Source organism: Micromonospora sp. CA-248212, assembly GCF_050948405.1.
Taxonomy (GTDB): domain Bacteria; phylum Actinomycetota; class Actinomycetes; order Mycobacteriales; family Micromonosporaceae; genus Micromonospora.
Genome location: NZ_CP192023.1, coordinates 3,215,412 through 3,240,085, shown reverse-complemented (window position 1 = coordinate 3,240,085; position 24,674 = coordinate 3,215,412). Strand labels below are relative to the sequence as shown.

Genomic DNA, 24,674 nt, shown 5'->3' with positions numbered 1-24,674 from the left:
TCGCACGTCGATGACCACGGCGGCGGGGACCCTGACCGTGGCGGCCGGGGTCCGCGCCCGCTGAGAGCGTGACCGCGCTCAGCCACGTGGGGTGGGGACACCGAAGAGGTCGGTGATGCCGCCGGGCAACTGCGCCAGCAGGTCGTGCCGGTCGTCGTCGTCGAGCGCCTCGGCGACGGTGTTCAGCACCACCTGGGCGTGTTGACGCACCTGGTCCCCGTTCGACACCTGCTCACGGTCGCCGACCTTCTTCAGGAACTCGTCGACGTCCCACCGGCGTCCCTGGGGGTTTCGGGTGACAGAATCGTTCAGCCGATCGGGCAACTGTGCCGCCAGGTTGTCGGCCTCCTGTCCGGCGAGCCGTTCGCCGAGCACCGACAGGACGGCCTGCACCGAGCGCACGGCCTCGTTCTCCCCGAGCCCTCCGCGCTGTCGTACGGTCGCGATCATCTGCTCGTACTCCATGACCCGCTCCCTTTCGCCTCCTGGACCGGCGCGCAGGCCGGCTAACGGACGAACGGACGGCGTTCCCGAGCCCACGGACCACAAACGCGCCACCCCCCTCGCGCCGATCTTGCGGTTTCGGTCGTCAACATGGGGTGGTATGCCCCTTGTGTCGCCGCAGAAAGTGCAAGATCGCGGGAGCTGGGGCGGTCAGACCTTGAGGAGCACCTTGGTGCAGTCGTCCTGCTTCTTCTGGAAGATCTTGTAGCCCTTGGGGGCGTCGCGCAGCGGCATGCGGTGGCTGACGATGAAGCTCGGGTCGATCTCGCCGCGTTGGATGCGCTCCAGCAGGGGGCGGGTGTAGCGCTGCACATGACACTGACCGGTCCGCATGATGAGTGACCGGTTCATGAACGCGCCCATCGGGAACTTGTCGACGAAGCCGCCGTACGCGCCGATGACCGACACCACTCCCCCGGATCGGCAGGCCAGGATCGCCTCCCGCAGGGCGAACGGCCGTTCCGTCTCGGTCCGGGTGGCCTGCTTGGCCCGGTCGTACGCGTACATCGCGGAGTTGGCGTGGTGGCCCTCCAGACCGACCGCGTCGATGCACGCGTCGGGGCCCCGACCGGCGGTCATCTCGTTGAGGGTGTCCAGCACGTCGACGTCCTCGTAGTTGATCGTCTCGGCGTCGGCGTGCTCGGCGGCGAGACGCAGCCGGTAGGGGAACCGGTCGATGACGATCACCCGCTCCGCGCCGAGCAGCCGGGCGCTGGCCGCGGCGAGTAGCCCCACCGGCCCCGCGCCCCAGATCGCGATGACCTGCCCGGGTTTGATGTCGCACATCTCGGCGCCCAGGTAGCCGGTCGGAAAGACGTCGGCGAGCAGGACGGCCTGGTCGTCCGGGATCTCGTCGGGCACCTTGAGCGGGCCGACGTCGGCGAACGGCACCCGCGCGTACTCGGCCTGGCCGCCCGCGTACCCGCCCAGCAGGTGGGAGTAGCCAAAGATGCCGGCCGGTGAGTGGCCCATGACCTTCTCGGCGATGCCGGCGTTGGGGTTGGAGTTCTCGCACACCGAGTAGAGGCCACGCTGGCAGGAGGAGCAGTGCCCGCAGGCGATCGGGAACGGCACCACCACCCGGTCGCCGGGCTTGAGATTGCGGACCTGCGGCCCGACCTCCACCACCTCCCCCATGAACTCGTGGCCGAGGATGTCGCCCTTGCGCATCGCGGGGATGTAGCCGTGGTAGAGGTGCAGGTCGGAGCCGCAGATCGCGGTGGTGCTGACCCGCACGATGGCGTCCCGGGCGTTCATGATCGTCGGCTCGGGTACGTCGATCACCCTGACGGTGTCGGCGCCCATCCAGGCGGTGGCCTTCATTGCTTCGCCCCTTCGAGAAACGGTCAGCGCCGGGTCGGCGGCAGCGGCTGCGCGGGTCGCTGCATCGCCTGCTGGCGTACGGAGATGCCGTTCGGGCTGCCCTCGGAGCGGACCACCTCGCCGGCCTCCAGTACCTGCTTGAATCGGCGCAGGTCGTCACGGACCTGCTGCTCGGGCTCCTCGCCGAAGAGCTTCGCCACGGCCCGGCCGAGCGCGCCCGCCGGTGGCGCGTAGCGCAGTTGCACCCGGACCTCGGTGCCGCGGTCGCCCGGGGCGGGTACGAACGCGACCCGACCGGCGTTCGCCACCCGACTGCCGGGCAGCGACCGCCAGGTGATCGACCTGTTCGGCTGATCGTCGATGATCTCGGCGTCCCATTCGACGCGGCGACCGGCCGGTCCACGGGCGACCCAGTGCGAGAGGCGCAGGTCGTCGGCGCGTACCGACTCCAGGTGCGCCATGAACCGGGGCAGGTTCTCCACGTCACGCCAGAACCGGTACGCCTCGGCGGGTGACCGGTTGACCGTCACCGCGATCTCCATCCGGATCATCCGCTCCCGGGCCCGGCGGGCACGACCGGCGGCGATCGCGGTGGCGACGTCCAGGGCGGTGATGCCGGCGATCGCGGCCGTGGTCAGGGCCAGGCGGCGGCGACGCTCCCCCCGCCGGTCGACCATGGCCCGGCCCAGCAGCGTCAGGTCCAGGGCGTCACCAACGACCCGGGTCCACGCCCAACCGGCCGGGCGGCGGCCGGTGAGCAGACCGACCGCGTGGATCACCTCCCGCGTTCCGACGGCGGGGATCACGGCCCGCGCGGCGGGTGAGTCGTCGACGCCGGTCAGGCGGGCCAGGGTCCGGGGCGCGGCCAGCGCGCCCACGCCCAGGGCCAGGCTCAGCAGACCCAGCGCCCGCGTCGCCGCGGTCGGCACCGGGCCGTCCAGCTCCGGCAGGAGCATGTTGTCGACCCGGTCCATGAGCCGGTCCCCTTCGGTCGGCGCGAGCGCCGGCGGCCACCGACGCGGGCGGCCGTGAGCCGCCACCGTGACGCTATGCGCTGGATCCTCCCTACGCGCCCGAATTGAGGGAGAACGCCGATCAGACCTTGTTGATGATCACCGCTATCTTGTAGTCATGAAAATGGATGGGGCATACGAGGTTCGGCAGAGCCGCATCCTGACCGGGCTCACGCTGGCGCTGTACAGCGCTCTGCCGATGACCGCCGTGGTGATCGGCCTACAGGACCTGTCCGAGCGCTACATGTTCGTCATCATTGGGCTGGGGTTCGAGGCGACCATGCTCGCCCTGATGCGGGGCCGCGTCGGCCGCGCGGTCCGGCAGGAGTTGCTCTTCGCCGTTGACGAACAGGGCGTCTACCTGGGCCCGGACGAGTACGGCCGGCCCGCGACGCGCGAACCGTGGTCCCAAATCGACTTCATCGTCCACTTCACGGGCCGCATCTGGAAGACCAGCACCCGGCCAAATCCGAACCGTAACGTCGGTATCGCCCGTGGCGGCAGGATCATCACTTCCCGGGCAACGGGCGGTTGGCGCTTCAGCGCCCGGCGGGCCGCCGCGGCGGCCGACCGGTTCGGCGGGGGAAAGCCGGTCCTCAAGGGACCGTACTTCGATCAGGTGCCGCGCGAGTGGTTCCACACCCTCACCCTGCCGCCCACATGGCTCGCCGCCCACGCCAGACCTGGCGGTGTGTCCGGAACACAACGCTGATCAACCGGCAGCACGTCACCTTCAGTCAGCATCACGACATTGACCGATTTGGATCAGCAACGCTCCGTTACCGTCGGCGCACCCCCGTTCCGTCGCCGCGAGGAGCACGCCCGTGAGCCCCACCCTCCTGCGCAAGCTGACCACCACCATCGCCATCGCGCTGCTCGTCGTGGAGGCCGCCGCGCCCGCTGGCGCGCGTACCCCCCGGCAGGTGTCGCCCGCGCCCGGCGGCGTTCGCGCCGTCGTGCGGGACGCGGCCACCGGCGCGCCGGTGCCCTGCGCCTGCGCCGCGCTCGTGCCCATCGACGCCGCGGCGCTGACGGCGGTCACCCTCGGGGAGGACCAGCTCGGCCGGTACGGCGGCTGCGCCGACGAGCAGGGCAGCCTGGTGACCGGTGACGTCGCACCCGGGGACTACCGGTTGCTCGTGCGGCCCTACGACACGACCCGGCACGGCTGGCAGTGGGTCGGCCGGCACGGCGGCACCGGTGAGCGCGAGCGCGCGTCCGTCATCCGGGTCCGGGCCGGCACGGTGACCAACGCGCCCGACATCCGGCTCGATCCGCCCGGCACGGTCGTCGGGGTGGTGACCGACGCGGCGACCGACGCCCCGGTCCCGCGAGCGCTGGTGATGGTGGTGCCGTACGTGCCGGACCCCAAGTACGACGACCACGGGCCCACAACCGATGAGAACGGCCGCTACACGATCACGGGCCTCGGGCCGTACGAGTGGCCGGTGCAGTTCGCCGCGGGTGGGTACGCCACCGTCTGGTCCGGCGGGGTGGGCAGCCGGGCGCAGGCGCGAAAGGTCCGGGTCCGCGCCGCGCGGACGACGACCCTGGACCAGGCGCTGCCCGCCGGCACCCCGGTCAGCGGGGCGGTACGCGTCGACGAGTTGCTCACCTACGCCCAGGTGCTTGCCTTCGACGCCAGCACCGGAGACCTTGCCGGCGTGGCGGACGTGGGGAGCGGGTACGCCCTGCGCCTGCTCCCCGGGCAGCGGGTGAAGCTGCGCTGCGACTGCGCGTACGCCCCGCCGGTGTGGCACCGCGACGCGGCCGGCTTCGACGCCGCGACCCCGCTGCGGGTCCGGCACGCGCCGGTCGTGGTCGACTTCGACCTCGACTAGAAAACCCACCGGAGCACGGTGACCAGGCCGACGACGCACAGCGCCACCAGGAGCACGCCGATCGCGACCGCCCCGAGGCAGCCCAGTCCGTCCCGCCACGAACTGGGCTCCTCGGGACGTGGCCCCTCATCGGTCCAGGTGACGGGCCCGTACCGGCCGGCCTGCTCCAGCAGTCGCGCGAAGCGCGGGCCCGCCACCGGCCCGAGTCTGGCGCTGGGGTCGGCGGTCACCCGCAACGCCCGCAGACGCCGCCAGGCGTTCCCGTAGGCCTGCTCGAACGCGGCGACCTCCCGCGCGTCGGCGTCCTCGCCGAGGAAGCCCCATCGCCCCGCCTCGGCCACGTTGCCCACCTGCCGGTAGAGCGCGGCACGCCGCGCCCGCACCTCCAGGTCGTCGGGGTACGCGGCGGTCAGGCTCGCCAGGCGTTGCATCGCGGGGTGCACGTGCCCGCGCTCCAGATCCGCCGTCACCCTCGCCAGCACCTGTTCCTTCGCCACGGCGGACATTCTGAGCGGTGCGCCTGCCACGCCGACAGCTCATTTCCGTCGGTCGGGCGTTAGCAACGGGCCGCAGCGGGTAGCCGTCGTCCGCTCTTTGTCGGGCCGGGAGGTGGGATGACGACGGCGACCAGCGACTTCTTCGAGCGGCTGGCCGCCGCGTGCCGGGATCCGCGGTTCAGCAAGGTGTGCGGAAGTGTGCGCTTCGACATCGCCGACGGGGACGACCTGGAGCAGTGGCTCCTGGTCATCGACCACGGCAAGCTAGAGGTGTCGCAGAGCGGGGACCCGGCCGACACCGTCATCAGGGTGCCGGCACAGGTGGCGGAGTCGATGGCGCGCGGCGAGGTGAACGGGCTGGCGGCGATCGAGCGCGGCGAGATCCTGGTCGACGGCGACCTCGCCCTGGCGTTGCGCATCGGGCGACTGTTTCCCCGCGCGGCCGAGGGTGGCGCGGGAGCCGACCAGCCGACGGCGACCAGCGCGCCGTGAGGGACATCCCGGGCACGGTGTCGTGCATCGACGGCAACACCTTCATCGTGTCGGACGCCAGCGGAGACGTGGAGTCGTCGCCCGCAACGCCGGTGGGGCTGTTCGCCAACGACACGCGCTATCTGTCCCGCTGGGTGCTCACTGTGAACGGCGAGCGGTTGGCCGCCCTGTCGGTGGACGACAGCCAGTACTACGAGGTCACGTTCTTCGTGGTGCCGGGCGGGGCCGTCGACTACGTGGAGGCGGACGTGTCCGCGATCCGGCGGCGACGCATCGGCCCGGACCTCACCGAGACGCTGACGATCTTCAACTACGGCCAGGGAGTGGTGGACCTCGACGTGCGACTGGAGGTCGAGGCCGACTTCGCCGACATCTTCGAGATCAAGTTCGATATCCAGGACAAGGCGGGCAGCTACTACACCGACGTCGAGCCGAACGAGTTGCGGGTCGGTTATCGACGCGGGACGTACCGGCGTGAGGTCGTCGTGTCGACGAGCGAGTCGGCCACCATCGACGCGCGCGGCCTGCGGTACGCGGTACGGCTGCGGCCCGGGGAGCAGTGGGACACCCGGTTGCGGGTGGTCATGCGGGCGCTGCGACCGGACGGCGTCGACCTGCGCGCCGCCCTGCGCGCGCTACGCCCGGACGAGTCGACACTGCCGGACAGCGTGCGCGAGTGGGTGGCGCAGGCGCCGACGCTGGACACCGAGAGCGCCACCCTCCAACAGGTCTACCACCGCAGTCTGGTGGACCTCGCGGCGCTGCGGTTCGCGCCGCTGTCACTCAGTGGAGCTGCCGTACCCGCGGCCGGGCTCCCCTGGTTCATGACCCTGTTCGGCCGCGACAGCCTGCTGACCTGCCTACAAACGCTGCCCGTCACGCCGTCGCTGACCCCGCCGACACTGCGGATCCTCGCCTCGCTCCAGGGCGCCCGGACCGACGACGTGCTGGAGGAGGATCCCGGCCGGATCCTGCACGAGCTGCGCTACGGGGAGTCGGCCGCGTTCGAGGAGCAGCCGCACTCCCCCTACTACGGCACCGTCGACGCGTCGCCCCTGTTCGTGGTGCTGCTCGACGAGTACGAGCGGTGGAGCGGCGACACCGGCTTGGTGATGGAGTTGGAGCAGGAGGCTCGCGCGGCCCTGGACTGGATCGACGCGTACGCGGACCTGACGTCGACCGGCTACGTCTGGTACCAGCGGCGCAACCGGGCCACCGGCCTGGACAACCAGTGTTGGAAGGACTCCTGGGACAGCATCTCCTACGCCGACGGCCGGCTGCCGGGGTTCCCGAGGGCGACGTGTGAGGTCCAGGGGTACGCCTACGACGCCAAGCTCCGTGGCGCGCGGCTCGCGCGTACGTTCTGGGGCGACCACGACTACGCCGAGCGGCTGGAACGCGAGGCGGCGGCGTTGTACGAGCGCTTCAACCGGGACTTCTGGCTCGAGGACCGTGGCTATTACGCCCTCGCGCTCGACCGCGACGGCACTCCCGTGGACAGCCTCTCCTCGAACATCGGCCACCTGCTGTGGAGCGGCATCGTGGCGCCCGACCGGGCCGTGCGGGTCGTCGAGCACCTGATGGGTCCGGCGCTCTTCTCCGGCTGGGGCGTGCGGACCTTCGCCTCCGGGCAGAGCCGTTACAACCCGCTCGGCTACCACAACGGCACCGTCTGGCCGTTCGACAACTCGTTCATCGCGTGGGGCCTGCGCCGTTACGGCTTCCTCAGCGAGGCGGGCCGCATCGCCGAGGGCATCCTGTCGGCCGCGACCTACTTCCAGGGGCGGCTGCCCGAGGCGTTCGGAGGCTTCGACCGCAGCACCACCCGGTACCCGGTCCGGTATCCCACCGCCGGCAGCCCGCAGGCGTGGTCCAGCGGAGCGCCGATGCTGCTGCTGCGCACCCTGCTCGGCCTCGACCCGCACGAGGAACACCTGGCCGTCAATCCCGCGCTGCCGTCCGCCTTCGACCGGATCGCGCTGCTGGACATTCCCGGACGCTGGGGGCTCGTCGACGCGTACGCCCGGCACCGCCCCGACCGGAACTAGTTCACCGCCCGCGTGTGCAGGACGGCACGGGCCTGTTCGGCGGCGCGGGTGATGCTCTCGCTGATGAAGTCGAGGAAGCGGGCGATGTTCTCCAGGCGGGCGGCGGCCGGGGTGCCGGGGCCGAGGACGGCGACGCCCTCACGTGCTGTCGCGATGAGTTGGTCGTTGGCGCGGGCGCTGGCCATCGTCGCCTGGTAGAAGAGTTCGGTGTCGATGACGTAGCGGTCGCGGCGGCGCTCGTCGCGCTCGCGGCGTACGAGACTCTGACTCTCCAGGAAGCTGATGGCCTTGGAGATGGACGCCGGGCTGACGTGCAGACGCTGGGCCAGCTCCGCCGCGGTGAGGCTGCCCGTGTCGGTGGTGAACAGGCAGGTCAGTACCCGGGCCCCCATCTTGTTCAGGCCCGTGGCCATGAGGACGGTGGTGAACACCTCCTCGTACTCGGCGACGGCCTCGGCGTCGCGGCCGTGCGGCTGCGGGATCGCCTCGGCGGTCCGGGTGGCGGACGGCACGCGGCGGCGGGCGCGGCGTTCGGTGGCGCGGTGGGCCAGCTCGGCCCGGTAGGCGTTCGGGCCGCCGTTGCGCAGCACCTCGCGGGTGATCGTCGAGGTCGGACGGTCGAGGCGTCGGGCGATCTCGGCGTACGGGAGGCTGTCGGCCAGCCCGGACGCGATCTGCTGACGGTCCTGCTGGGTGAGTCTGCCTCCCGGCACGGTGATCTCCTCGGTGGTCGTCCTCAACGGCATTGCCACCATAGCGTTCACCGCCAGTCGATTGCAATGGCGGTAACGCCGGCCGTTGCTTTAGCGGCAGATCGGTTGCAACGTTTATAACGCTCTGAGCTGCTTTTACTGCTCATCTACGCAACAAGGCTGTTGCCACTAACTAGAAAGCAACGTAGCGTTTCCAATGTCAGAAACACCGGAGAGAGCATCGGAGAACGCCGTGCAGAGCTTCGCCACCCCCGCCCCCATCGCCGCCGTCCTGGACATCCCGGCCGGGCGCGTCCAACTCATCGCCGCCGACCGCACCGACACCACCGTCGAGGTCCGGCCCGCCGACGCCGGCCGCAGCCGCGACACCCGGGCCGCCGAGCAGACCACCATCGCGTACGCCGACGGCGTCCTGCGGGTCACGACCGCGTCCCCCGACAACCAGCTCCTGGGCCCCGCCGGCTCGGTGGAGGTCACCGTCCAACTGCCCGCCGACTCCCGCGTCGAGATCAGGGCCGCCAGCGCCGAGCTGCGCGGCGTCGGACGCCTCGGTGACGTCACCGTGGACGGCGCGTACCGCCACATCAAGGTCGACGAGGCGGCGAGCATGCGCCTCACCGCCGTCGACGGCACCGTCGAGGTCGGTCAGCTCAACGGCCCCGCCGAGATCAGCACCACGCGGGGCGACATCCGGGTCGCGCAGGCAACGCGAGGTCGGCTCGTGCTGCGTACCCAGTCCGGCGACATCTCGGTCGCCGCCGCCAGCGGCGTCTCGGCCGCCCTGGACGCCGGCACCGGCCACGGGCGCATCAGCAACGACCTGGTCAACCACGGCAGCGCCGACCTCGACATCCACGCCACCACCTCGCACGGCGACATCACCGCCCGCAGCCTCTGAACCCCAACCCCCTCAAGGAGTACGACAATGACGACGAACACCCCCTCCTCGACCAGTTCGCCGTGGACCGGCATGGTGCCGGTCGACGACACCGCCCTGGCCGTCACCGACACCGGCGGCGCGGGCGTCCCCGTGGTCTTCCTCAACGGCCAGTTCGCCACCCAGGGGTACTGGCGCAACGTCATCACCGACCTGGGTACCCGATGGCGGCACATCACCTACGACGAGCGGGCCCGCGGCAGAAAGTCGGGACGCTCGGCGGACTACTCCTTCGAGGCGGCCGTCCGGGACGTCGACGCCGTTCTCGCCGCCCGAGGCGTCCAGCGGGCGGTGCTCGTCGGCTGGTCGTACGGGGCCGTCGTCGGCGCCCACTGGGCCCACCGCAACCCGGACCGCACGATCGGCGCGGTACTGGTCGACGGCGCGTTCCCGCACGACTGGCTCGACGACGCCATGGAGCTGCGGATCCGCAAGCTGTTCCGGCGCCTGGGCTGGTTCACGCCGCTGCTGCGGCCGACCGGCCTGACCCCGCGCATGAGCGCCGCCCAGCAGGCGGAGAGCAACATCGAGCTGGGCCGGCTCTCCCGGGAACGCGAACTGGGTCCGGTGCTGGACGGCATCACCGTCCCGGTGCGGTACGTGGTCGCCTCGGGAACGTCCCTCGGCAGCAAGGGTGACGAGCAGGAACGCATCCGCGCCAGCCTCGACGCGGTGACCACGCGCAACCCGAACATCCGAGTCCACGCGAAGGTCGCCAGCAACCACGGCGCGATCCTCAAGAAGGACTTCGCGGCCGTCGCCCAGGCCGTACGCGAGGTCGCCGCCCTCGACAGCGAGCACCGCTGATACACCGAACCCCGGTCCCCCCGGCCGCCGCGCGCGACCGGGTGGCCGGGGCGGCGGCGGGGAACCGGCGCACCACTGTGGATGATCGCCTGGTAGGAAGAAGGCAACCGCCTCACCCTCGGGAGATCACTGTGCCTCGTACCCCGCTGTCTCGCCGTTCCCTGCTGGCCGCCGGCGGCGCGACGGCCGTCGCGCTCGGCGCGGCCGTCGCCGGTCCGTCCGCGGCGAGCGCCGCCGCCGCGCCGCCGGCCGACGACACCGTTGCCACGCCGGCCGAGGCGCTGCGTCGGCTGCTCGCCGGCAACCACCGCTTCACCAGCGGTCACGGTCGGCACCCGCACCAGGGCCTCGACGACCTGCACCGCCTCGCCGCCGGCCAGCACCCGTTCGCTGTCACGGTCGGCTGCGCCGACTCCCGGGTCGCGCCCGAGGTGCTGTTCGACCAGGGGCTCGGTGACCTGTTCGACAACCGGGTGGCCGGCAACATCGTCGACGACCTGCTGCTGGGCAGCGTCGAGTTCGCCGTGGAGGAGTTCGGCAGCCTGCTGATCGTCGTCCTCGGGCACGAACGCTGCGGCGCGATCACGGCCACCATCGACGCCATCCACACCGGCGGCACCGCTCCCGGACACATCGGCGCCATCGTCGACAGCCTCCGCCCGGTGGTCGAGCCGGTGCTGGACCAGCCCGGCGACCCGGTGGAGAACGCCGTCCGCGCCAACATCGCCGCCCAGGTTCGGGCACTGTCGGCGCGCAGCCCGATCATCGCCGAGAAGGTGCGTCAGGGCGCGCTGCGGGTCGTGGGCGCCCGCTACGACCTGGACAACGGACGGGTCTCCCTGGTCGCCTGACGGCTTGTCTTCCCGGTCGTCCGTCCGGTACGGGCGGCCGGGGCTATTCCAGCGTCCAGCCGATGGCGGGCGGGTGGACCCGGGCGCATACCGGCCCGCCGGCCGCGTCCGTCAGCCCCAGTCTGCTCACCAGCAACCCCCCGCTCTCGTGCGCGGCGCGCAGCAGGTCGGTCGGGATGTCGGTGAACATCAGCTTCGCCCGCCGGAACATCGCGAACCCGTCATCGATCACCGTGCCCCAGCTCAGGTAGAGAAAACGCCCTCCGGGTCGTCCATGCACGAACGGCCCGCCGACGTCCAGCACCCCGTCGATCTCCCGGCTGGACACCGCTACGTTCCAGACCGCCCGTGCCGCGTCGACCCGTACGCGATCGACCACCTCGCTCTTGCGCTGGATGCCGACGTGCACGTTGCCGAGCCGCAGCGCGTCGGCCTCCGCGCCCGCGCGCCGGCCCGGCAGGTCACTGCCCTCGATCCGGATCCGCACCCCACCAACTCTAGTTTCTCGGCGTCGACCGCCCGATGGTCGACGCTCGGCGAGGCCCTCATCACCAGCCGACCCCGTGTGGGCGTGCGAATCACCGACGATCGCTCGGTAAGTCCGTAGTGTCCGTAATAGTGATCTGCCGTCGGTGAGGAGTTCTGATCATGCGTCGACGCCTGGCCGCGCTGCTGTCCGTACCATTGCTCGCCCTTCCCGCTGCCTGCGCCGCCGCATCGACGACGCCAGAGTCGCCGCCGGCCACCGGTACGCCCGCACCGGCGCAGTCCTACTGGGCGGGCCAGGACGAGTTGATGGCCGCCGCCGACACCGTGGAGGACTACGCCGCCCGGAACTGGCCACACGCCTACACCTCGGTCAGCCTCGACCTACCCGGACGGGTGCTACTGGTCCACCGCGTTCCCACCGCCGACTTCGACGCCAAGATACGCCCGCTGGTGCGCGGGGTGAGCGTGCGCTTCGTCGACTCCGCATACTCCGGGCGGACGCTGGACGGTTGGTTCGAACGAGTCCAGGCGGACATCGACGACTGGCGGCGCCGTGGCGTCACGATCCATTCCCTGTTCTGGAATGGTGAGGGCTCGATCGACCGGTGCCTGACCGTGGAGGTGGGGAACCCACGGCACGACGCAACCCTCCTCACCACGCACTACGCGGACATGTCCATCTGCGTGCGCCAAGGCGGGCCGGCTGTGCCGCTCACCGCTGACTGACCGCTCGCGGCTAGGGTGCGTTCATGGTCGATCGGCGGCAGGTGATGACGTTCCGCGTCCGCGCGCAGCAGCTGGACCGGGATGAGGGCGGCTCGCTGGCCGACACCGCCGTCCTGGACATCGGCGTGCAGAACACCGGACCGGACGGCGCCCGCTGGGCTCTCGCCGTCCGTGGCGTCGACGTGACCGCGCTGTCCGACGCCGACGTGGTCCTGCTGTGGACCGTACGGGGCGCTCCGCACCTCTACCGCCGGGCCGACGTCGGGCAGGTGGTGGCCGCGGTCGAGCCGTTCTCCGACGCTGACGCGGGCAAGCGCATCTACGACGCCTCGAAGCCGTTGAAGGCCGCCGGCATCGGCAACCTCGCCGCCCTCGACGAGGTGGCCGCCGGCATGCGGACGATCGTCACCGCGCCAACGGTCAAGGGCGACGTCTCCGGCCGCCTGGCCACCATGCTGCCCGAGCCGTACCTGCGGTTCTGCCGGCCGTGCGACGCCACCCACCTGTACGAGATGCCGTTCCGGCTCGCCGCCGCGCGGGCCGGTCTCGAGTTGCAGCTCGACACCTCACCTCCGGTCCTGCGGCGCATCACCGGCTTCCGCCGGGTGTCCGCCCCGGGCGACCGGTTCGACCTCGTCCGCGCGTACCTCCGGCTGCTCGGCCCCGCCACTCCGAAGCAGGTCGCCGACTATCTCGACGCGCCGGTCAAGGACGTGAAGGCACGCTGGCCCGACGACGTGGTCGACGTGACGGTCGACGGCGAGACGCGCTCGCTGCTGGCCGCCGACGAGGAGGCGCTGACGTCGGCCGAGGTGAGCGCGACCCGCCTACTCGGCCCGTTCGACCTGTTCCTGCAGGCCAAGGACCGGGCGACACTCGCGCCCGACGCCGCCCACGCGAAGGAGTTGTGGCCGGTGCTGGGTCGCCCCGGCGCGGTGCTGGTCGACGGCGAGATCGTCGGCACCTGGCGTCCCCGCAAGTCCGGCAAGACGTTCACGGTCGCGGTCCAACCCTGGCGCAGACTGTCCGCCGGCACGCGCGACGCCATCACCGCGCAGGCCGAACGCCTCGCCACGCACCGCTGCGCCACGCTCACCGACGTCGACTTCGCCGACTGACAACCCGAGCCGGACGGCACTCGGCGGCACCGTCAGCGCGGCGCCCGGGTACGCCGGTAGTAGGACCACCCGGCCAACGGCAACGCGATCGCCCAGGCCAGGAGCAGCGGAAGGCCGATGAGGACACCCGTCGGGGTGAAGATGTCCTGCGCGCTGGATTCGGAGAGGTCGGCGGCGAACTGCCAGGGCAGGGTCGCCGCATAGCCGATCATCAGGGCGGATCCCAGCACCGTCGGCGTGAGCGGCACCCACGGCGGCACGCGGTGGCCGCGAAGCCACGGCACCCACCGGGGAAACGTACGCCCCCAGTCGCTGATCAGGCCGAGCGCCAGCACTCCCCCGAGCCCGGCGAGGACGCACAGCAGGCCCAGGTAGAACGCGCCGGCCGGCAGGCCCAGGAACCCGTCGACCGGGTGGTCCCCGACGCCGGGCCCGCGACCGTGGTACCACTCCTCGAACGGTTCGGCGTATGCGAACAGCGGGATGCCGAGGATCCAGGGAACGTGCAGTGGGATGAAGCCCAGAACGGGCGCGATCCACGCCACGTGACCTGCTCGGCGTGCCCACGGCGGCGGCTTCGATGCTTCAGCGCTCTGGTTCACGGTCGTCACTCCGTATCGATGCGGTGGTTTCCTCCGGTCCCACGCTGCGCTGTCGGCGTGCCCGGCGGATCCCCGCGCAGAGGGAGCGGGGTCCCCCGTGCCCGGGGGGCGCGGCCCGCACGACGAACGCCCCGATCCACTGATGCGGACGGGTGCGAGCTGGGAGACTGTGAGCTGCCGTCGGCATCAGTTGACCCCCCTGCACGTTCGGCCGCGCCGAGCGCCGAGGCGCCGGATGGAAAAGGGGGCGAGGATGCAGCCGACCTGGCTCTCGACGCTCTCCTGGATCTCACTCGCGGTCGGTGTCGTCAGCTTCGTGATCGTCCTCGTCGACACGTACCTCTACGGGCACCGTCAGCCGGTCAGGGTCATGGAGATCGTCTGGCTGGTCACCGTCCTGTACATCGGCCCGGTGGCCGTCCGCCTCTACTGGACCTGGGGTAGACCCGAGGCGCTCGCGCCGTCGCCGCGCAAGGATCGGTCTCGACGGCCCCACCGGGGCACCATCGTGACCCAGGTGTCCCGTTGTGGCGCGCACTGCGCCCTCGGCTTCGTCGTCGCCGAGGTCGCCCTGTACGGATTCGATCTCCCCCGGAGCCCGCTGTGGATCGGCTACGCGGGCGACTATCTGATGGCGGTGACGATCGCCGTCCTCTTCCGGCTCTTCGAGAGCCCCCGTTGCAGCCTCGCGGAGGTCTGGCGCGCGCTGGCGACCGTCGTGAAGGTGGAACTGGTGACCATCACCGCGTTCGAGGTGGCGTTGTTCGTGTGGCTGACGCTGGCGCACCACATGGTCTTTCCGGAGCCACCCCTGCGGCTCGACAGCCCCACGTTCTGGTTCGCCGGCCAGATCGGGATGATCGCCGGCTTCGTCACGGCCTGGCCTGCCGCCTCCTGGCAGATCGGCCGACGATTGAGCGTCGCGGCACGCTGACGTCGTCGGAGCACGGGTAGCGGGGCTGGTGCGGCACGGTCACACCTCGGCGGCCGTCTGGCCGACCGGGAACCGCACGCCGGTGAGGTCCTCCGAGACGGCCCAGAGGCGCTGCTGCACGGTCAGGTCGTAGGACTCGGGGCTGGACGTGACCAGCTTCGGGTGCCCGCGCGTCTCGCCCAGGCCGTCGGGGCCGTAGTACTGCCCGCCGAGGACGGACGGGTCGGTGGCGGCACGCAGGGTGGGCAGCGCGCCTGCCGCAGCGGGCTGGGTGACCACCGGGGCGAGCAGGGTGATCGGCGCGCGGACGAGCGCCGGGGAGTTGCGGACCAGTTCGGTGTCGGAGACGCCGGGGTGCGCGGCCACCGCGACGGTGGTGCCGTGCGGGGCGAGCCGGCGCTGCAACTCGTAGGTGAACATCAGGTTGGCGAGCTTCGACTGGCCGTAGGCGGCGACGCGGCCGTACGACCGCTCCCACTGCAGGTCGTCGAAGTGGATCGCGGCGCGGATCCGGTGGCCGACGCTGCTGACCGTGACCACCCGGGAGCCGGGCACCGGCAGCAGCAGGTCGAGCAGCAGGCCGGTGAACGCGAAGTGACCCAGGTGGTTGGTGCCGAACTGCATCTCGAAGCCGTCGCGCGTGGTCTGCTTCGGCGTGTACATGACGCCGGCGTTGTTGATCAGCAGGTCGATCCGCGGGTGGGTGGCGTGCAGTCCGGCCGCGGCGGCGCGCACCGACTCCAGCGAGGTCAGATCCAGTTCCTGTACGGAGACGTCGCCACTCATCCGGGCGGCGGCGCGCTTGCCCTTCTCGGTGTCGCGTACGGCCAGCACGACCGAAGCCCCGCGTTCGGCGAGGAGCCGGGCGGTCTCGAAGCCCAGGCCGGTGTTGGCGCCGGTGACCACGGCCACCCGGCCGTCCTGGCGCGGAATCTGCTGCTCGGTCCACTTCATCTCAGGCTCCTAAGGTACCGCCGGTAAGTTATGCTCGAAACGCTAATGTACCGCCGGTACGCTGTCAAGATACCGGCGGTACCTAAGTTAGGGTTGACGCATGACGTTCCAGCGGGCGCGCAGCGAGGAGCAGCGCGCGGCCCGTCGCCAGGCAATCCTGGAGACGACCTCGGCGATGCTCGACGAGATGCCGGTGGCCGACGTGACCCTCAACGAGCTGAGCCGGCGGGTCGGCCTGGCCAAGACGGCGGTGCTGCGCTATTTCGAGTCCCGCGAGGCGGTGCTGCTCGACCTCCTCGACGACCGGACGACGACCTGGCTGGCCGAGCTGGAGCAGGAGTTGACCCGGGGCGTCGAGCCGGACCGATCCGCGTCGGAGCGGGCCGAGCAGGTGGCCGACGTGCTCAGCCGGTCGCTGGCCGCCGAGACGGTGCTCTGTGATCTCTTCGGCGCGCAGGGCGGAGTGCTCGAACACAACGTCTCGGTCGAGGCGGCCCGCCGGCACAAGCGGGCCTCGCTGGTCAACCTCGCGGCGATGGCCGGCCTCATCCGCCGGCACCTGCCCGAAGTCGGCGACCGCGCCGACCTGTTCTGCCTTCAGGTCCTCATCGTGGCCGGCGCGTTCTCCGCCTACAGCACGCCACCGCCGAGCCTGCTCGCCGTCTACGAGTCCGAGCCGACGCTCGCGGTCTACCACATCGACCCGCAGACAGCCCTGCGCATCGCGATCATCACGCAGCTCATGGGCGTCCTGCCGCGCGCCTGACTCCGACCCACCCGGGCCGTTCCGGGGCTGAGCCTCGCGATATTCGGTGGCCCTGGGGCTTCGTCCGGTCTATCGTGGCCCGCCGTGCTGTCAAACGAAGAGATCATCGGACGGGCCCTGGATCGGATCGAGGCCGGGTACGTCTTTCCGGCGAAGGTCGCGGACATCGACGCCACGATCCGGCGTCGTCTCGCGGCGGGCGAGTACGACGACCTGGACGGGCCAGCGCTCTGCGAGACGGTGACCGCCCACCTTCAGCAGGCGTGCCCGGACAGGCATCTGCGGCTGCTGTGGTCGGACCAGCCACAGTCGCTGGATCCAGCGGACGAGGACGGGGGCAAGGCGGCGTTCCTCGCGCTGCTCCGGACGGAGAACCAGGGCGTCCGCCGGGTCGAGCAGGTGGACGGCAAGGTCGGGCTCATCGACGTGCGGCGCATCGCGTACGCCGACGAGGGGGCCAGCGTGATCGGCGCGGCCATGCAACTGGTCGCCCTCAGCTCGGCGCTCATCCTGGACCTGCGCGCGTGCTCCGGCGGAGCGCCGGAGGGAGCCGCGATGTGGTGCAGCTACTTCTTCCGCGACGACCAGATGCACCTCAACGACTTCTACGAGCGTTCCACCGGCGCCACCCGCCAGTTCTGGACCGCCGCGCACCTTCCCGCGCCGCGCTACCTGGACCGCCCGGTCTTCGTGCTCACCAGCGCGACGACGTTCTCCGGGGGCGAGGACGTCGCGTACACCCTCCAGGCGCACGGTCGAGCCGTCGTCGTCGGTGAGACGACACGGGGCGGCGCCCATCCGACGGCCCGCCACGCGGTCACCGAACATATCCTGGTGACCGTTCCGACCGCCCGGACCATCAACAGCGTCACCGGGACCAACTGGGAGGGCGTCGGAGTGGTCCCCGACGTACCCGTGCCGGCCGACCAGGCGCTCGACACGGCGCTCAAGGCCATCGCGGACGCCTAGGGCATGCGGCCGAGACCGGATGCCGTCATGCCGGGGACCTGTCTGACGTCCTCGACCTCGTACCGGGCCACCGACGGCAGTGAGCTGCCCCTGTTGGTCTTCGAGCCGGGTGACGGCACACCGCCGCGCGCTGGCGTCGTCCTGTTCCACGGCGGCGCCCTGCGCGGCGGATCACCCCACGGGCTCGCGCCGCACTGCCGGGCGCTGGCGTCGCGGGGAATCCTCGCGGTGTCGGCCGGGTACCGGCTGCTCGGTCTCGGCGCGACCAGCATCGACGACTGCCTCGCCGACGTGCGGCGCGCGGTCGCGCAGTTCGGCCGACTGGCGGCGTCGCGCGGGCTCGCTGCGTCGCAGCTGGCCTCGGGTGGCAGCTCGGCCGGCGCGCACCTGGCGATGCTGGCGGCCCTGACGCCGTCCCGCGCGGCACCGGAGCCCGGCGTCGCGGCCGTGGTGGCCCTCAACCCGGCAGGACTCAACCTGGGCGTCCGCACGCCCGACGCGCAGCGCCGCCTGGAACGGCAGGTTGGCCTCGACGCGGGCAGGTTGATTGAGTATTCGCTGATCGAGCGGGTCCGGCCGGGCAATCCGCCGACGCAGATCCACCACGGCACCCGCGACGAGGTCGAACCGATCGACTGCGCGCGGCGCTTCCGCGACGCGATGGCGCGCGCCGGCAACGAGTGCGCCCTCCTCGAGTACGAGGACGCCGAGCACGGATTCCACTACCCCGGCGACGGCGGGCACTTCGACGACGTCATCGACGCCACGGCGCTGTTCCTCCTCGGCCGCCCGGGAAGGAGGAACACCGCGCACGGCGGCTCCGCGGGATCGGAGGTCGCTAGGCGTCGCGGCGCAGTGTGAACCAGAAGGTCGGCACCGCGTTGGTGCCCGGCGTGACGTCGACAAGTGCCCAGCCGGGGAACCTGGCGCGGACTTCGTCCGCGGTGACGCCGGCCGCCCACGACGCGATCTCGGTGGTCGGATTGTCGAGTGGCTCGGGGCCGTACCCGAACATCAGCAACAGTGCCCCGGGAGCGGCGCGGTGGGTGAGCCCGGCAGCGTAGGCGTCGCGGCGATGCAGTGGAATTCCGCAGTAGCAGCTCAGGTCGAAGAACAGGTCGAAGGGGCCCGGCACGTCCAGCTCGTCGAGGCGGGTGGCGTCTCCGTGCCGCACCCGTACCGCCACTCCCGCCGCCGCGACCTTCTCCCTGGCCAGGTCGACGGCGCTGTCGATCAGATCCACGGCGGCCACCTCCCAGTCGTGCCGCGCGAGGTAGACGGCGTTGGTCCCCGTGCCGCAGCCGAGTTCGAGGGCCCTACCGGGCGGCAGCGCGTTGCGCCCCTCCACCAGGTCGACCAACTCGGGCGGTGTCACGCCGGTGTCCCATGGCGGCGTGCCGGCGCGGTAGTAGCTCTCCAGTGCGCGGCGAACCGCTTCCTCCTCCTGGTCCCGCTGCGGGGAGGCCGGGGCGGGGGCCGACCCCTGGGCGGCGTTGGGCTGCGTCATCGTCTCCTCCAAGAATTTAGAGTTAGACTCTAGTGACATACTCTGAAGATAGGCTCGCATCATGAACACGGTCAAGAGGCCGGACAAGCGAGCCGAGCGCTCGCACCGCACCCGCCAGAAGGTCATCGACGCGGCTCGCGAGCTGTTCGTCGCGCAGGGGTACGGGGCGACGAGCCTGCAGGAGGTGGCGGATCGTGCGGGGGTGGCCGTCCAGACGGTCTACTTCGTCTTCCGTAACAAGCGCACCCTGTTCAAGGACGTCGTCGACACGTCCATCGCCGGGGACACCGAGCCGGTCGCCACCATGGACCGGGAGTGGTTTCGCGCCGCGTGCGCCGAGCCCACCGCAGCCGGGCAGTTACGCGCACACGTGCACGGCACCGGCGAGATCCTGGGCCGGGTCGCCCCGATCATGCCGCTCATCGCGGCTGCCGCAGCCACCGACCCGGAGATCGCCGCACAGTGGACGGATGACCCCGACCCGCGTTACACGGTGCAGTACGCAGCGGCCGAAGCCCTCATGGGCAAGCCCGACGCCCGCCCCGGCCTCTCCGTCGACATGGCGGCTGACCTGCTGTTCGGCCTGCTCAGCCCGCAGCTCTACCTGATCTTCGTCCGCGACCGCGAGTGGTCACCGGAGGCGTGGGAAGAGTGGGCCCGCACCGCCCTGACCACCCAACTCTGCGCCGACCCCGACTGATCCGCCGCCGAGCGCGCGCGGTGGTCGTAGCCAGACCGGCCGGTGTTCACTCGTACTCAAGAAAATTAAGGTTTGGCTCTTGGAAGTTCAGGATTCTTAAGCTACAACTTTAAGTATGACAGAGCAGGCGATGGACTGGCAGGAACTGACCAGCCTGACGCGAGGCCAGCCGTTCGTCGTCGAGCGCGTGCGCCTGGCGAGCAACGGCGTCGCGATCGAGGGCGCGTTCGAGCTACCGCAACTGGCCCAGCTCAACGTCGAGGATCAGGTCTTCGTCACGGCGTTCGTGCGCTGCCACGGGTCGATCAAGGAGATGGAACGCATCTTCGGGGTGAGCTATCCGACGATCAAGTCACGGCTCAACCGGATCACGCAGATGCTCGACTTCGTCGAGACCGATCCCGCGCCGTCCCGGGCCGACATCATCGACCGGTTGCGCCGCGGTGAGATCACGGCGCAGCAGGCGTTGGCCGAGCTGGACGGCCGCTCATGATGCCCCAACTGGTGACCGTCAGGGTCAATCGCCCCGCCCGCCGACCCGTCCGTTTCTGGGTTCCGGTGCTCCCCGTGGTGCTCGTACTCCTGCCGGTTCTGGTCCTGGTCGTCCTCGCGGCGATCGTGGCCTGCCTCGTGTTCCGCATCCGCGTGGTGCGGGCGCTCGGCGCCGGATGGCGCGTGGTCTCCGCGCTGCCCGGCGCCCGCTTCGACATCGAGCAGGGCCACTCGGCCGTGCTCGTGGCCATTCGATAGGAGAGGTTCCGATGACCGAACAACGCAAGGACATCCTCGACATGCTTGCCGCCGGCAAGATCACTGCCGAGGAGGCGGAGCAGCTCATCGCCGCCCTCGAACGGGACCAGGCACCGGCGGTGGCGGGTGCCGACGCCCGGCCCAAGGGGAAGGTGAAGTACCTGCGGGTGGTGGTGGATGCCACCGACAACGGCGAGCCGTCGCGGGTCAACGTGCGGGTGCCGCTGCAACTGCTGCGGGCCGGCGTGCGGCTGGCGGCGCTGGTGCCGCCGCAGGCCCTGGTCAAGGCCAACGCCTCGCTCAGCGACTCGGGTGTGCCGATCGACCTGACGCAGCTCAAGCCCGAGCAGTTGGAGGCGCTCGTCGAACACCTCGACGACGTGACCGTGGAGGTGGACTCCCCCGATGCCACCGTGCGGGTCTTCTGCGAATAGCCGCCGTCCGACGGGACGGCCCCTCGAGAGGGTGCTGCAACACCCTCCCGAGGCTGCGCCCGCCGCAGCGGAGCGCAGGTGAAGTGCCAACCTGAAGTCTAGCCACTCCTCCACGACCAGCGAAGGGACCACTCGGGCGAGTGGTCCCTTCGCCGCATCCCGCCGCTGCGCGCCCGCCCGTCCGCTTGCCGATCCGCCCACTCGCACGCCAAGATCCGCGCAACTTCCCTGTTACTGCTGCCTCCGCCACCCGGGAGACAGCAACATCCCTGATGTTGTGCGGATCTTGGGAGCGGATCAGCGTGGCGGAGGCACGCTGATCCGCGAGCGGGGACTCGCCGACCTGGTCAGCCCGCCCGGCGGAAGGATCGCGATCACGACTCGCGCTTGGCCTTGCTGCGCCGGGGCCGCCGACGAGGGGTTTCGCCGCCGCCGGCAAGCCGGGTGAAGGTCAGCATGTTCGCCAGCGCCACGGCGACGATCGCGAGGCCGACCTGGATCGCGAGCACGATCCAGTCCCAGCGCAGCACCCACACCTTCACGCCGGCGTCGTCGTCGACGTGCAGGGCCCGGGCGACCACGGTGCCCAGCACCGCCGAGCCGACGCCGAGAACGAACGTGGCGAAGATGCCGATCCGCTGCCGCCCCGGCAGGATGAGCCGGCCGAGCAGGCCGACGAGTGCGCCGATGAGCACCGCGCCGAGATAACCGGTTACCAACATTGCTGTCTCTCCCCTTCCAGCAGTGTCGGAATACATGCCCGGATCTCACGTTCGCGGAAACCCGACCCCCGATACGCTGACGGGCCTTTCACCCCTTTGCGAAGGACGTACATGGCCCGCCCCTACCGCCCCGGACCGAAGCAGTTCGTCTTCACCGCCGGTGACGGCACCACGCACCAGGTCTCGGTGAGCGACCCGCAGGAGGCCTACGTGGCGTTCTCCGCGTTCTTCCGGGGCCGCGAGTCCGCCACGTACACGATCAGGGACGAGCCAGCGCGGCAGACTTTGGTGCTCATGCCCCACCTGGGAGTGATCTCCCGGATCGAGGAGGCGGACCCGCCCCGGTCGGCACACCTGCGGATCGATCGGGCCAACCGTTACCTCCCGAGCGCGATGCTGTTCTTCGAGAACGGCTATCGCGGCCTCGACCACTTCGGCCAGTGGTTCGCCGACCTCGCCGACCTCGACGCGGCACCGGAGGACCGCGGGGCCGCGCGCGCCGCCACGATCACGACGGAGGCGGCGGCGCTCGCAGAGGTCGCCCGGATCTGGGCGGACTCGGGCTACGTCGACCCCAGCGACAGGTACTACGTCTTCTTCGACGGGCACGACATCGACGACGACCGCGCCGAGCGGGCTGCTCTGCTGCCGCTGATCGAATTCCTCGGCCTCGAACGGGTCGATACCCCGGCCGAGGCCGCCGGGGGCGAGGTCTGGGTACGCACCGACCCACGCCTGGTCGCCGAGTGTGCCCGCTGGTCGTGAACAGTCAGCCCGACCAGCATCGGCAGGTCAGCGGCGTAGGCAGAAGGGATGGCCGGCCGGGTCACGCAGGACGCGATAACGGTCCGGCGCGAACTGCTGCTCTTCCTTGACCGCGCCGAGTTCGATCGCGCGCGCCTCAGCGTCGTCGAGGCTGTCGGGGTCATCGGCGGCCAGGTCGAAGTGGATCTGCTGCGACCGCTCACCCGAGGGCCAGGTCGGTGGCTGGTAGCCGTCGACGCGAACGGCGCCGAGCAGCAGCGGCCCCGCCTTGACCGCACAGAAGTCCGGTGTCTGGACCGCGACCTCACCGTCGAGCATGGCGGCCCAGAAGCGGGCCAGGTCGGCCGGGTCGGGGCAGTCCAGGTTGATCGCGGCGATGTGAGCTACCGGCATGGCTCCTCCAGAGGGCGGGACGCTGATCGACTCTAGCACCCAAAATGACGGTTCACTCTTTTTACTCGGCCATCTCATCGGGCCGCCGCCCGACGCCGGGACGAACGCTCGCGGGCCGGCAGCGATCGGGCCCGCCTAGTCGTTGATGATCGCCATCAACGCCGCGGCATAGGGCGCGGGGTCCACGTCGCCGCGGACCGCCAGTTGCAGGCTATAGCTGACGCAGAGGGCCACGAAGGCTTCGGCGATTTGTCCCGCCCGTGGGCGCTGGCGGTCCGGCACCAGCTCGGCGATCGCGGCCCGCATGGCCGAGAGCTGTCGTTGCACAACGGCCGCCAGCAGCGGCGACACCGCCGCCTCGGCGTAGATCTGGGCAACCAGCCGGGCGTGGTGGGTGTCCCGGGCCTGGGTACGCACGTACTCGAGGAAACCCCCCACCGCCTCGGCGGTGAGCGCCCTCGGCAGCGCGTCGGTCCCCTGTTCGCAGACCGCGACGACGATCTCGTCCTTGCTCGTGAAGTACCGGTAGATGGCTCCGTTCGAGAGCCCGGACTCGGCGACAATGTCGGCCATCGACGTGTGGGCGAAGCCGTGGCTGGCGAACCGGGCGCGGGCGGCGTCCACGATCTGCTGGCGGCGAGAGTCGAGATGGGCTTGACTGACCCTGGGCATAAAGAGTGACCCCTCGTTTTTCTTGCTACTGTCGAGAGCGTACCTCCTCGCACCGCAACTCAGGAGCCCGCCATGCGCTACCAGACCTTCGGCCGTCTTACCGGACTGCGCGTGTCGCAGTACGCGCTCGGGACGGCGAACTTCAGCACCTCGGACGCCGGCGCCGGCCCGGAGGCCTCGCGACAGATCTTCGGGGCCTTCGTCGAGGCCGGCGGCACCACGTTCGACACCTCCAACCTCTACCGGGACGGGGAGGCCGAGACCGTGCTGGGCGGGCTGCTCGGGCGTCAACGGGACGACTTCGTGATCATCACCAAGTACAGCGGGAGCAGGCAGGCCCCGCCGCGCCCCGGCACGACCGGCAACAGTCGCAAGATCATGGTTCGGTCTCTCGACGCGAGTCTGCGCCGTCTGAACACCGACTACGTCGACATCTTCATGCCGCACTTCCCCGACGGTGTCACGCCGATCGAGGAGATCCTGGCCGGGTTCGACGACCTGATCCGCTCCGGCAAGATCCTGCACGGCGCGCTGTCCAACTTCCCCGCCTGGCGGGTCGCCGGTGCCGCGGTCCACACCGACCTGCGCGGCCTGGCACCCCTGGTCGGCATACAGACCGAATACAGCCTGGCCGAGCGATCCGCCGACCGGGAGCTGCTGCCGATGGCGCAGGCCCACGGCCTGGGCGCGATCCTCTACTCCCCGCTGGCCGGCGGCCTGCTGACCGGCAAGTACCGGCAGGGCGCACCGGGCCGGCTGACCGCCCGGGGCGACGCGGTCGAGGGCACGGCGCAGCGCACCGCTGTCGTCGACGCCGTACTCGCGATCGCCGAGGAACTCGGTGTGAGCGCGGCCCAGGTCTCCCTGGCCTGGCTGCGTCGCCGGGCGGCACTGGCCTCCACGGCCATGATCCCGATCGTCGGCCCGCGCACCCCGACCCAGTTGGAGGAATACCTGAAGTCTCTCGACCTCGACCTCAGCGACCAGCACTACCGGCGTCTGGACGACGTCAGCGCCATCCGGCCCGGCGCCCCGCACGAGGATGTCGCGGCCGCGCTGGATCAGGGCGTCGACGGCGACCGCACCCTGCTCGACCGTCCTGTCGTTCCCGCCATCTGATGCCGGAAGTTCGTCGCGGCGAACTGCA

At 70.9% G+C, this 24,674-nt stretch carries 31 protein-coding genes; 19 read left to right on the top strand and 12 right to left on the bottom strand.

The genetic code is table 11. The annotated features are described in order from the left end of the window. Positions 1–78: 78 nt before the first annotated feature. The 3 genes from ACQP03_RS15530 to ACQP03_RS15520 all read right to left on the bottom strand — a co-directional run bounded on the left by ACQP03_RS15530 (position 79) and on the right by ACQP03_RS15520 (position 2,801). Complete coding sequence (locus tag ACQP03_RS15530) at positions 79–465, bottom strand: DUF2267 domain-containing protein (protein WP_357397791.1); 387 nt, start codon at positions 463–465, stop codon at positions 79–81. Between the two features lie 189 nt (positions 466–654). Then, entirely contained in the window at positions 655–1,827 is a 1,173-nt protein-coding gene (locus tag ACQP03_RS15525; protein WP_357175520.1) for a zinc-dependent alcohol dehydrogenase, read from the bottom strand. A gap of 23 nt (positions 1,828–1,850) precedes the next feature. Then, positions 1,851–2,801, bottom strand: coding sequence for an SRPBCC family protein (locus ACQP03_RS15520; protein WP_357175523.1), 951 nt, complete (start codon positions 2,799–2,801; stop codon positions 1,851–1,853). A gap of 238 nt (positions 2,802–3,039) precedes the next feature. Here ACQP03_RS15520 and ACQP03_RS15515 point away from each other — a divergent pair, with 238 nt between their 5' ends. Next, entirely contained in the window at positions 3,040–3,552 is a 513-nt protein-coding gene (locus ACQP03_RS15515; protein ID WP_357397794.1) for a hypothetical protein, read from the top strand. A gap of 112 nt (positions 3,553–3,664) precedes the next feature. Then, positions 3,665–4,681: a carboxypeptidase regulatory-like domain-containing protein gene (locus ACQP03_RS15510; RefSeq protein WP_433461041.1), complete on the top strand. Its 1,017-nt coding sequence runs from the start codon at positions 3,665–3,667 to the stop codon at positions 4,679–4,681. Here the strand turns inward: ACQP03_RS15510 and ACQP03_RS15505 are convergent. Beyond that, complete coding sequence (locus tag ACQP03_RS15505; protein ID WP_357397799.1) at positions 4,678–5,178, bottom strand: DUF6584 family protein; 501 nt, start codon at positions 5,176–5,178, stop codon at positions 4,678–4,680. The two genes, ACQP03_RS15510 and ACQP03_RS15505, sit on opposite strands and share 4 nt — an antisense overlap. 117 nt (positions 5,179–5,295) lie before the next feature. Between ACQP03_RS15505 and ACQP03_RS15500 the strand changes: the two genes are divergently transcribed. After that, positions 5,296–5,670: an SCP2 sterol-binding domain-containing protein gene (locus tag ACQP03_RS15500; protein ID WP_357121981.1), complete on the top strand. Its 375-nt coding sequence runs from the start codon at positions 5,296–5,298 to the stop codon at positions 5,668–5,670. A gap of 5 nt (positions 5,671–5,675) precedes the next feature. Beyond that, positions 5,676–7,718, top strand: coding sequence for an amylo-alpha-1,6-glucosidase (locus ACQP03_RS15495; RefSeq protein ID WP_357397805.1), 2,043 nt, complete (start codon positions 5,676–5,678; stop codon positions 7,716–7,718). Here ACQP03_RS15495 and ACQP03_RS15490 read toward each other — a convergent pair. Next, positions 7,715–8,431, bottom strand: coding sequence for a helix-turn-helix domain-containing protein (locus ACQP03_RS15490; RefSeq protein WP_357121978.1), 717 nt, complete (start codon positions 8,429–8,431; stop codon positions 7,715–7,717). The two genes, ACQP03_RS15495 and ACQP03_RS15490, sit on opposite strands and share 4 nt — an antisense overlap. A gap of 196 nt (positions 8,432–8,627) precedes the next feature. Here ACQP03_RS15490 and ACQP03_RS15485 point away from each other — a divergent pair, with 196 nt between their 5' ends. The 3 genes from ACQP03_RS15485 (at position 8,628) to ACQP03_RS15475 (ending at position 11,026) form a co-directional block, all read left to right on the top strand. Further along, positions 8,628–9,329 (top strand): DUF4097 family beta strand repeat-containing protein, encoded by a 702-nt coding sequence (locus ACQP03_RS15485; RefSeq protein ID WP_357121975.1) that lies wholly within the window; start codon positions 8,628–8,630, stop codon positions 9,327–9,329. A 27-nt stretch (positions 9,330–9,356) separates the two neighbouring features. Beyond that, positions 9,357–10,175: an alpha/beta hydrolase gene (locus ACQP03_RS15480; protein ID WP_357121972.1), complete on the top strand. Its 819-nt coding sequence runs from the start codon at positions 9,357–9,359 to the stop codon at positions 10,173–10,175. A gap of 131 nt (positions 10,176–10,306) precedes the next feature. Further along, positions 10,307–11,026, top strand: a complete 720-nt coding sequence (locus ACQP03_RS15475) for a carbonic anhydrase (RefSeq protein WP_357121969.1) — start codon at positions 10,307–10,309, stop codon at positions 11,024–11,026. Between the two features lie 43 nt (positions 11,027–11,069). Here ACQP03_RS15475 and ACQP03_RS15470 read toward each other — a convergent pair whose 3' ends face one another. Next, positions 11,070–11,513, bottom strand: a complete 444-nt coding sequence (locus tag ACQP03_RS15470; protein WP_357121966.1) for a DUF5990 family protein — start codon at positions 11,511–11,513, stop codon at positions 11,070–11,072. Positions 11,514–11,674: 161 nt separating this feature from the next. On the opposite strand from ACQP03_RS15470, the gene ACQP03_RS15465 reads away from it, so the two are divergent. Next, complete coding sequence (locus tag ACQP03_RS15465; RefSeq protein ID WP_357121963.1) at positions 11,675–12,241, top strand: hypothetical protein; 567 nt, start codon at positions 11,675–11,677, stop codon at positions 12,239–12,241. A 23-nt stretch (positions 12,242–12,264) separates the two neighbouring features. Further along, positions 12,265–13,359 (top strand): winged helix DNA-binding domain-containing protein, encoded by a 1,095-nt coding sequence (locus ACQP03_RS15460; protein ID WP_357121960.1) that lies wholly within the window; start codon positions 12,265–12,267, stop codon positions 13,357–13,359. A 32-nt stretch (positions 13,360–13,391) separates the two neighbouring features. Here ACQP03_RS15460 and ACQP03_RS15455 read toward each other — a convergent pair whose 3' ends face one another. Continuing rightward, positions 13,392–13,904: a hypothetical protein gene (locus ACQP03_RS15455; RefSeq protein ID WP_357121956.1), complete on the bottom strand. Its 513-nt coding sequence runs from the start codon at positions 13,902–13,904 to the stop codon at positions 13,392–13,394. Between the two features lie 310 nt (positions 13,905–14,214). Between ACQP03_RS15455 and ACQP03_RS15450 the strand changes: the two genes are divergently transcribed. Continuing rightward, positions 14,215–14,895 carry a DUF4396 domain-containing protein gene (locus tag ACQP03_RS15450; RefSeq protein WP_357395505.1) on the top strand — a complete coding sequence of 227 codons (681 nt, stop codon included), beginning with the start codon at positions 14,215–14,217 and terminating at the stop codon, positions 14,893–14,895. 39 nt (positions 14,896–14,934) lie between these two features. Here ACQP03_RS15450 and ACQP03_RS15445 read toward each other — a convergent pair whose 3' ends face one another. After that, positions 14,935–15,849, bottom strand: a complete 915-nt coding sequence (locus ACQP03_RS15445; protein WP_357175553.1) for an SDR family NAD(P)-dependent oxidoreductase — start codon at positions 15,847–15,849, stop codon at positions 14,935–14,937. 100 nt (positions 15,850–15,949) lie between these two features. Here ACQP03_RS15445 and ACQP03_RS15440 point away from each other — a divergent pair, with 100 nt between their 5' ends. From ACQP03_RS15440 to ACQP03_RS15430, 3 genes are all read left to right on the top strand, one after another. Continuing rightward, positions 15,950–16,615 carry a TetR/AcrR family transcriptional regulator gene (locus ACQP03_RS15440; protein WP_357395509.1) on the top strand — a complete coding sequence of 222 codons (666 nt, stop codon included), beginning with the start codon at positions 15,950–15,952 and terminating at the stop codon, positions 16,613–16,615. An 84-nt stretch (positions 16,616–16,699) separates the two neighbouring features. Then, on the top strand, positions 16,700–17,584 hold the full coding sequence (locus tag ACQP03_RS15435) for a S41 family peptidase (protein WP_357395511.1): 885 nt from the start codon (positions 16,700–16,702) through the stop codon (positions 17,582–17,584). A 27-nt stretch (positions 17,585–17,611) separates the two neighbouring features. Further along, positions 17,612–18,445, top strand: coding sequence for an alpha/beta hydrolase (locus ACQP03_RS15430; RefSeq protein WP_357175559.1), 834 nt, complete (start codon positions 17,612–17,614; stop codon positions 18,443–18,445). Here the strand turns inward: ACQP03_RS15430 and ACQP03_RS15425 are convergent. Further along, the gene (locus ACQP03_RS15425; RefSeq protein ID WP_357175562.1) at positions 18,423–19,091 is read right to left on the bottom strand and encodes a class I SAM-dependent methyltransferase; all 669 of its coding nucleotides are present in this window, start codon (positions 19,089–19,091) and stop codon (positions 18,423–18,425) included. The genes ACQP03_RS15430 and ACQP03_RS15425 overlap by 23 nt on opposite strands. Before the next feature lie 61 nt (positions 19,092–19,152). On the opposite strand from ACQP03_RS15425, the gene ACQP03_RS15420 reads away from it, so the two are divergent. The 4 genes from ACQP03_RS15420 to ACQP03_RS15405 all read left to right on the top strand — a co-directional run bounded on the left by ACQP03_RS15420 (position 19,153) and on the right by ACQP03_RS15405 (position 20,975). Continuing rightward, complete coding sequence (locus ACQP03_RS15420) at positions 19,153–19,791, top strand: TetR/AcrR family transcriptional regulator (RefSeq protein WP_357175565.1); 639 nt, start codon at positions 19,153–19,155, stop codon at positions 19,789–19,791. Positions 19,792–19,906: 115 nt separating this feature from the next. Next, a complete protein-coding gene (locus ACQP03_RS15415) occupies positions 19,907–20,284 on the top strand; it encodes a DUF2089 domain-containing protein (protein WP_357175568.1) in 378 nt (125 codons plus the stop codon). An 11-nt stretch (positions 20,285–20,295) separates the two neighbouring features. Then, positions 20,296–20,541 (top strand): hypothetical protein, encoded by a 246-nt coding sequence (locus ACQP03_RS15410; protein ID WP_357395523.1) that lies wholly within the window; start codon positions 20,296–20,298, stop codon positions 20,539–20,541. 11 nt (positions 20,542–20,552) lie between these two features. Beyond that, entirely contained in the window at positions 20,553–20,975 is a 423-nt protein-coding gene (locus ACQP03_RS15405; RefSeq protein WP_357121925.1) for an SHOCT-like domain-containing protein, read from the top strand. Between the two features lie 374 nt (positions 20,976–21,349). On the opposite strand, the gene ACQP03_RS15400 is transcribed toward ACQP03_RS15405, so the two are convergent. Beyond that, positions 21,350–21,697 (bottom strand): GlsB/YeaQ/YmgE family stress response membrane protein, encoded by a 348-nt coding sequence (locus ACQP03_RS15400; RefSeq protein WP_357121922.1) that lies wholly within the window; start codon positions 21,695–21,697, stop codon positions 21,350–21,352. A 111-nt stretch (positions 21,698–21,808) separates the two neighbouring features. Between ACQP03_RS15400 and ACQP03_RS15395 the strand changes: the two genes are divergently transcribed. Next, on the top strand, positions 21,809–22,462 hold the full coding sequence (locus ACQP03_RS15395) for a hypothetical protein (protein WP_357121919.1): 654 nt from the start codon (positions 21,809–21,811) through the stop codon (positions 22,460–22,462). A gap of 27 nt (positions 22,463–22,489) precedes the next feature. Here ACQP03_RS15395 and ACQP03_RS15390 read toward each other — a convergent pair whose 3' ends face one another. After that, a complete protein-coding gene (locus ACQP03_RS15390; protein ID WP_357121916.1) occupies positions 22,490–22,855 on the bottom strand; it encodes a VOC family protein in 366 nt (121 codons plus the stop codon). A 135-nt stretch (positions 22,856–22,990) separates the two neighbouring features. After that, a complete protein-coding gene (locus ACQP03_RS15385) occupies positions 22,991–23,527 on the bottom strand; it encodes a TetR/AcrR family transcriptional regulator (RefSeq protein ID WP_357175579.1) in 537 nt (178 codons plus the stop codon). 72 nt (positions 23,528–23,599) lie between these two features. Here ACQP03_RS15385 and ACQP03_RS15380 point away from each other — a divergent pair, with 72 nt between their 5' ends. Then, on the top strand, positions 23,600–24,646 hold the full coding sequence (locus ACQP03_RS15380; protein WP_357175582.1) for an aldo/keto reductase: 1,047 nt from the start codon (positions 23,600–23,602) through the stop codon (positions 24,644–24,646). Positions 24,647–24,674 lie beyond the last annotated feature (28 nt).

Bases quoted from the DNA above. Each gene is read 5' to 3' on its own strand.
- ACQP03_RS15445 (WP_357175553.1), bottom strand. From the start codon at position 15,849: ATGAAGTGGACCGAGCAGCAGATTCCGCGCCAGGACGGCCGGGTGGCC.
- ACQP03_RS15430 (WP_357175559.1), top strand. From the start codon at position 17,612: ATGCCGGGGACCTGTCTGACGTCCTCGACCTCGTACCGGGCCACCGAC.
- ACQP03_RS15440 (WP_357395509.1), top strand. From the start codon at position 15,950: ATGACGTTCCAGCGGGCGCGCAGCGAGGAGCAGCGCGCGGCCCGTCGC.
- ACQP03_RS15385 (WP_357175579.1), bottom strand. From the start codon at position 23,527: ATGCCCAGGGTCAGTCAAGCCCATCTCGACTCTCGCCGCCAGCAGATC.
- ACQP03_RS15500 (WP_357121981.1), top strand. From the start codon at position 5,296: ATGACGACGGCGACCAGCGACTTCTTCGAGCGGCTGGCCGCCGCGTGC.
- ACQP03_RS15380 (WP_357175582.1), top strand. From the start codon at position 23,600: ATGCGCTACCAGACCTTCGGCCGTCTTACCGGACTGCGCGTGTCGCAG.
- ACQP03_RS15405 (WP_357121925.1), top strand. From the start codon at position 20,553: ATGACCGAACAACGCAAGGACATCCTCGACATGCTTGCCGCCGGCAAG.
- ACQP03_RS15465 (WP_357121963.1), top strand. From the start codon at position 11,675: ATGCGTCGACGCCTGGCCGCGCTGCTGTCCGTACCATTGCTCGCCCTT.
- ACQP03_RS15525 (WP_357175520.1), bottom strand. From the start codon at position 1,827: ATGAAGGCCACCGCCTGGATGGGCGCCGACACCGTCAGGGTGATCGAC.
- ACQP03_RS15420 (WP_357175565.1), top strand. From the start codon at position 19,153: ATGAACACGGTCAAGAGGCCGGACAAGCGAGCCGAGCGCTCGCACCGC.
- ACQP03_RS15415 (WP_357175568.1), top strand. From the start codon at position 19,907: ATGACAGAGCAGGCGATGGACTGGCAGGAACTGACCAGCCTGACGCGA.
- ACQP03_RS15530 (WP_357397791.1), bottom strand. From the start codon at position 465: ATGGAGTACGAGCAGATGATCGCGACCGTACGACAGCGCGGAGGGCTC.
- ACQP03_RS15390 (WP_357121916.1), bottom strand. From the start codon at position 22,855: ATGCCGGTAGCTCACATCGCCGCGATCAACCTGGACTGCCCCGACCCG.
- ACQP03_RS15515 (WP_357397794.1), top strand. From the start codon at position 3,040: ATGACCGCCGTGGTGATCGGCCTACAGGACCTGTCCGAGCGCTACATG.
- ACQP03_RS15480 (WP_357121972.1), top strand. From the start codon at position 9,357: ATGACGACGAACACCCCCTCCTCGACCAGTTCGCCGTGGACCGGCATG.
- ACQP03_RS15395 (WP_357121919.1), top strand. From the start codon at position 21,809: ATGGCCCGCCCCTACCGCCCCGGACCGAAGCAGTTCGTCTTCACCGCC.
- ACQP03_RS15520 (WP_357175523.1), bottom strand. From the start codon at position 2,801: ATGGACCGGGTCGACAACATGCTCCTGCCGGAGCTGGACGGCCCGGTG.
- ACQP03_RS15460 (WP_357121960.1), top strand. From the start codon at position 12,265: ATGGTCGATCGGCGGCAGGTGATGACGTTCCGCGTCCGCGCGCAGCAG.
- ACQP03_RS15485 (WP_357121975.1), top strand. From the start codon at position 8,628: ATGTCAGAAACACCGGAGAGAGCATCGGAGAACGCCGTGCAGAGCTTC.
- ACQP03_RS15450 (WP_357395505.1), top strand. From the start codon at position 14,215: ATGCAGCCGACCTGGCTCTCGACGCTCTCCTGGATCTCACTCGCGGTC.
- ACQP03_RS15400 (WP_357121922.1), bottom strand. From the start codon at position 21,697: ATGTTGGTAACCGGTTATCTCGGCGCGGTGCTCATCGGCGCACTCGTC.
- ACQP03_RS15425 (WP_357175562.1), bottom strand. From the start codon at position 19,091: ATGACGCAGCCCAACGCCGCCCAGGGGTCGGCCCCCGCCCCGGCCTCC.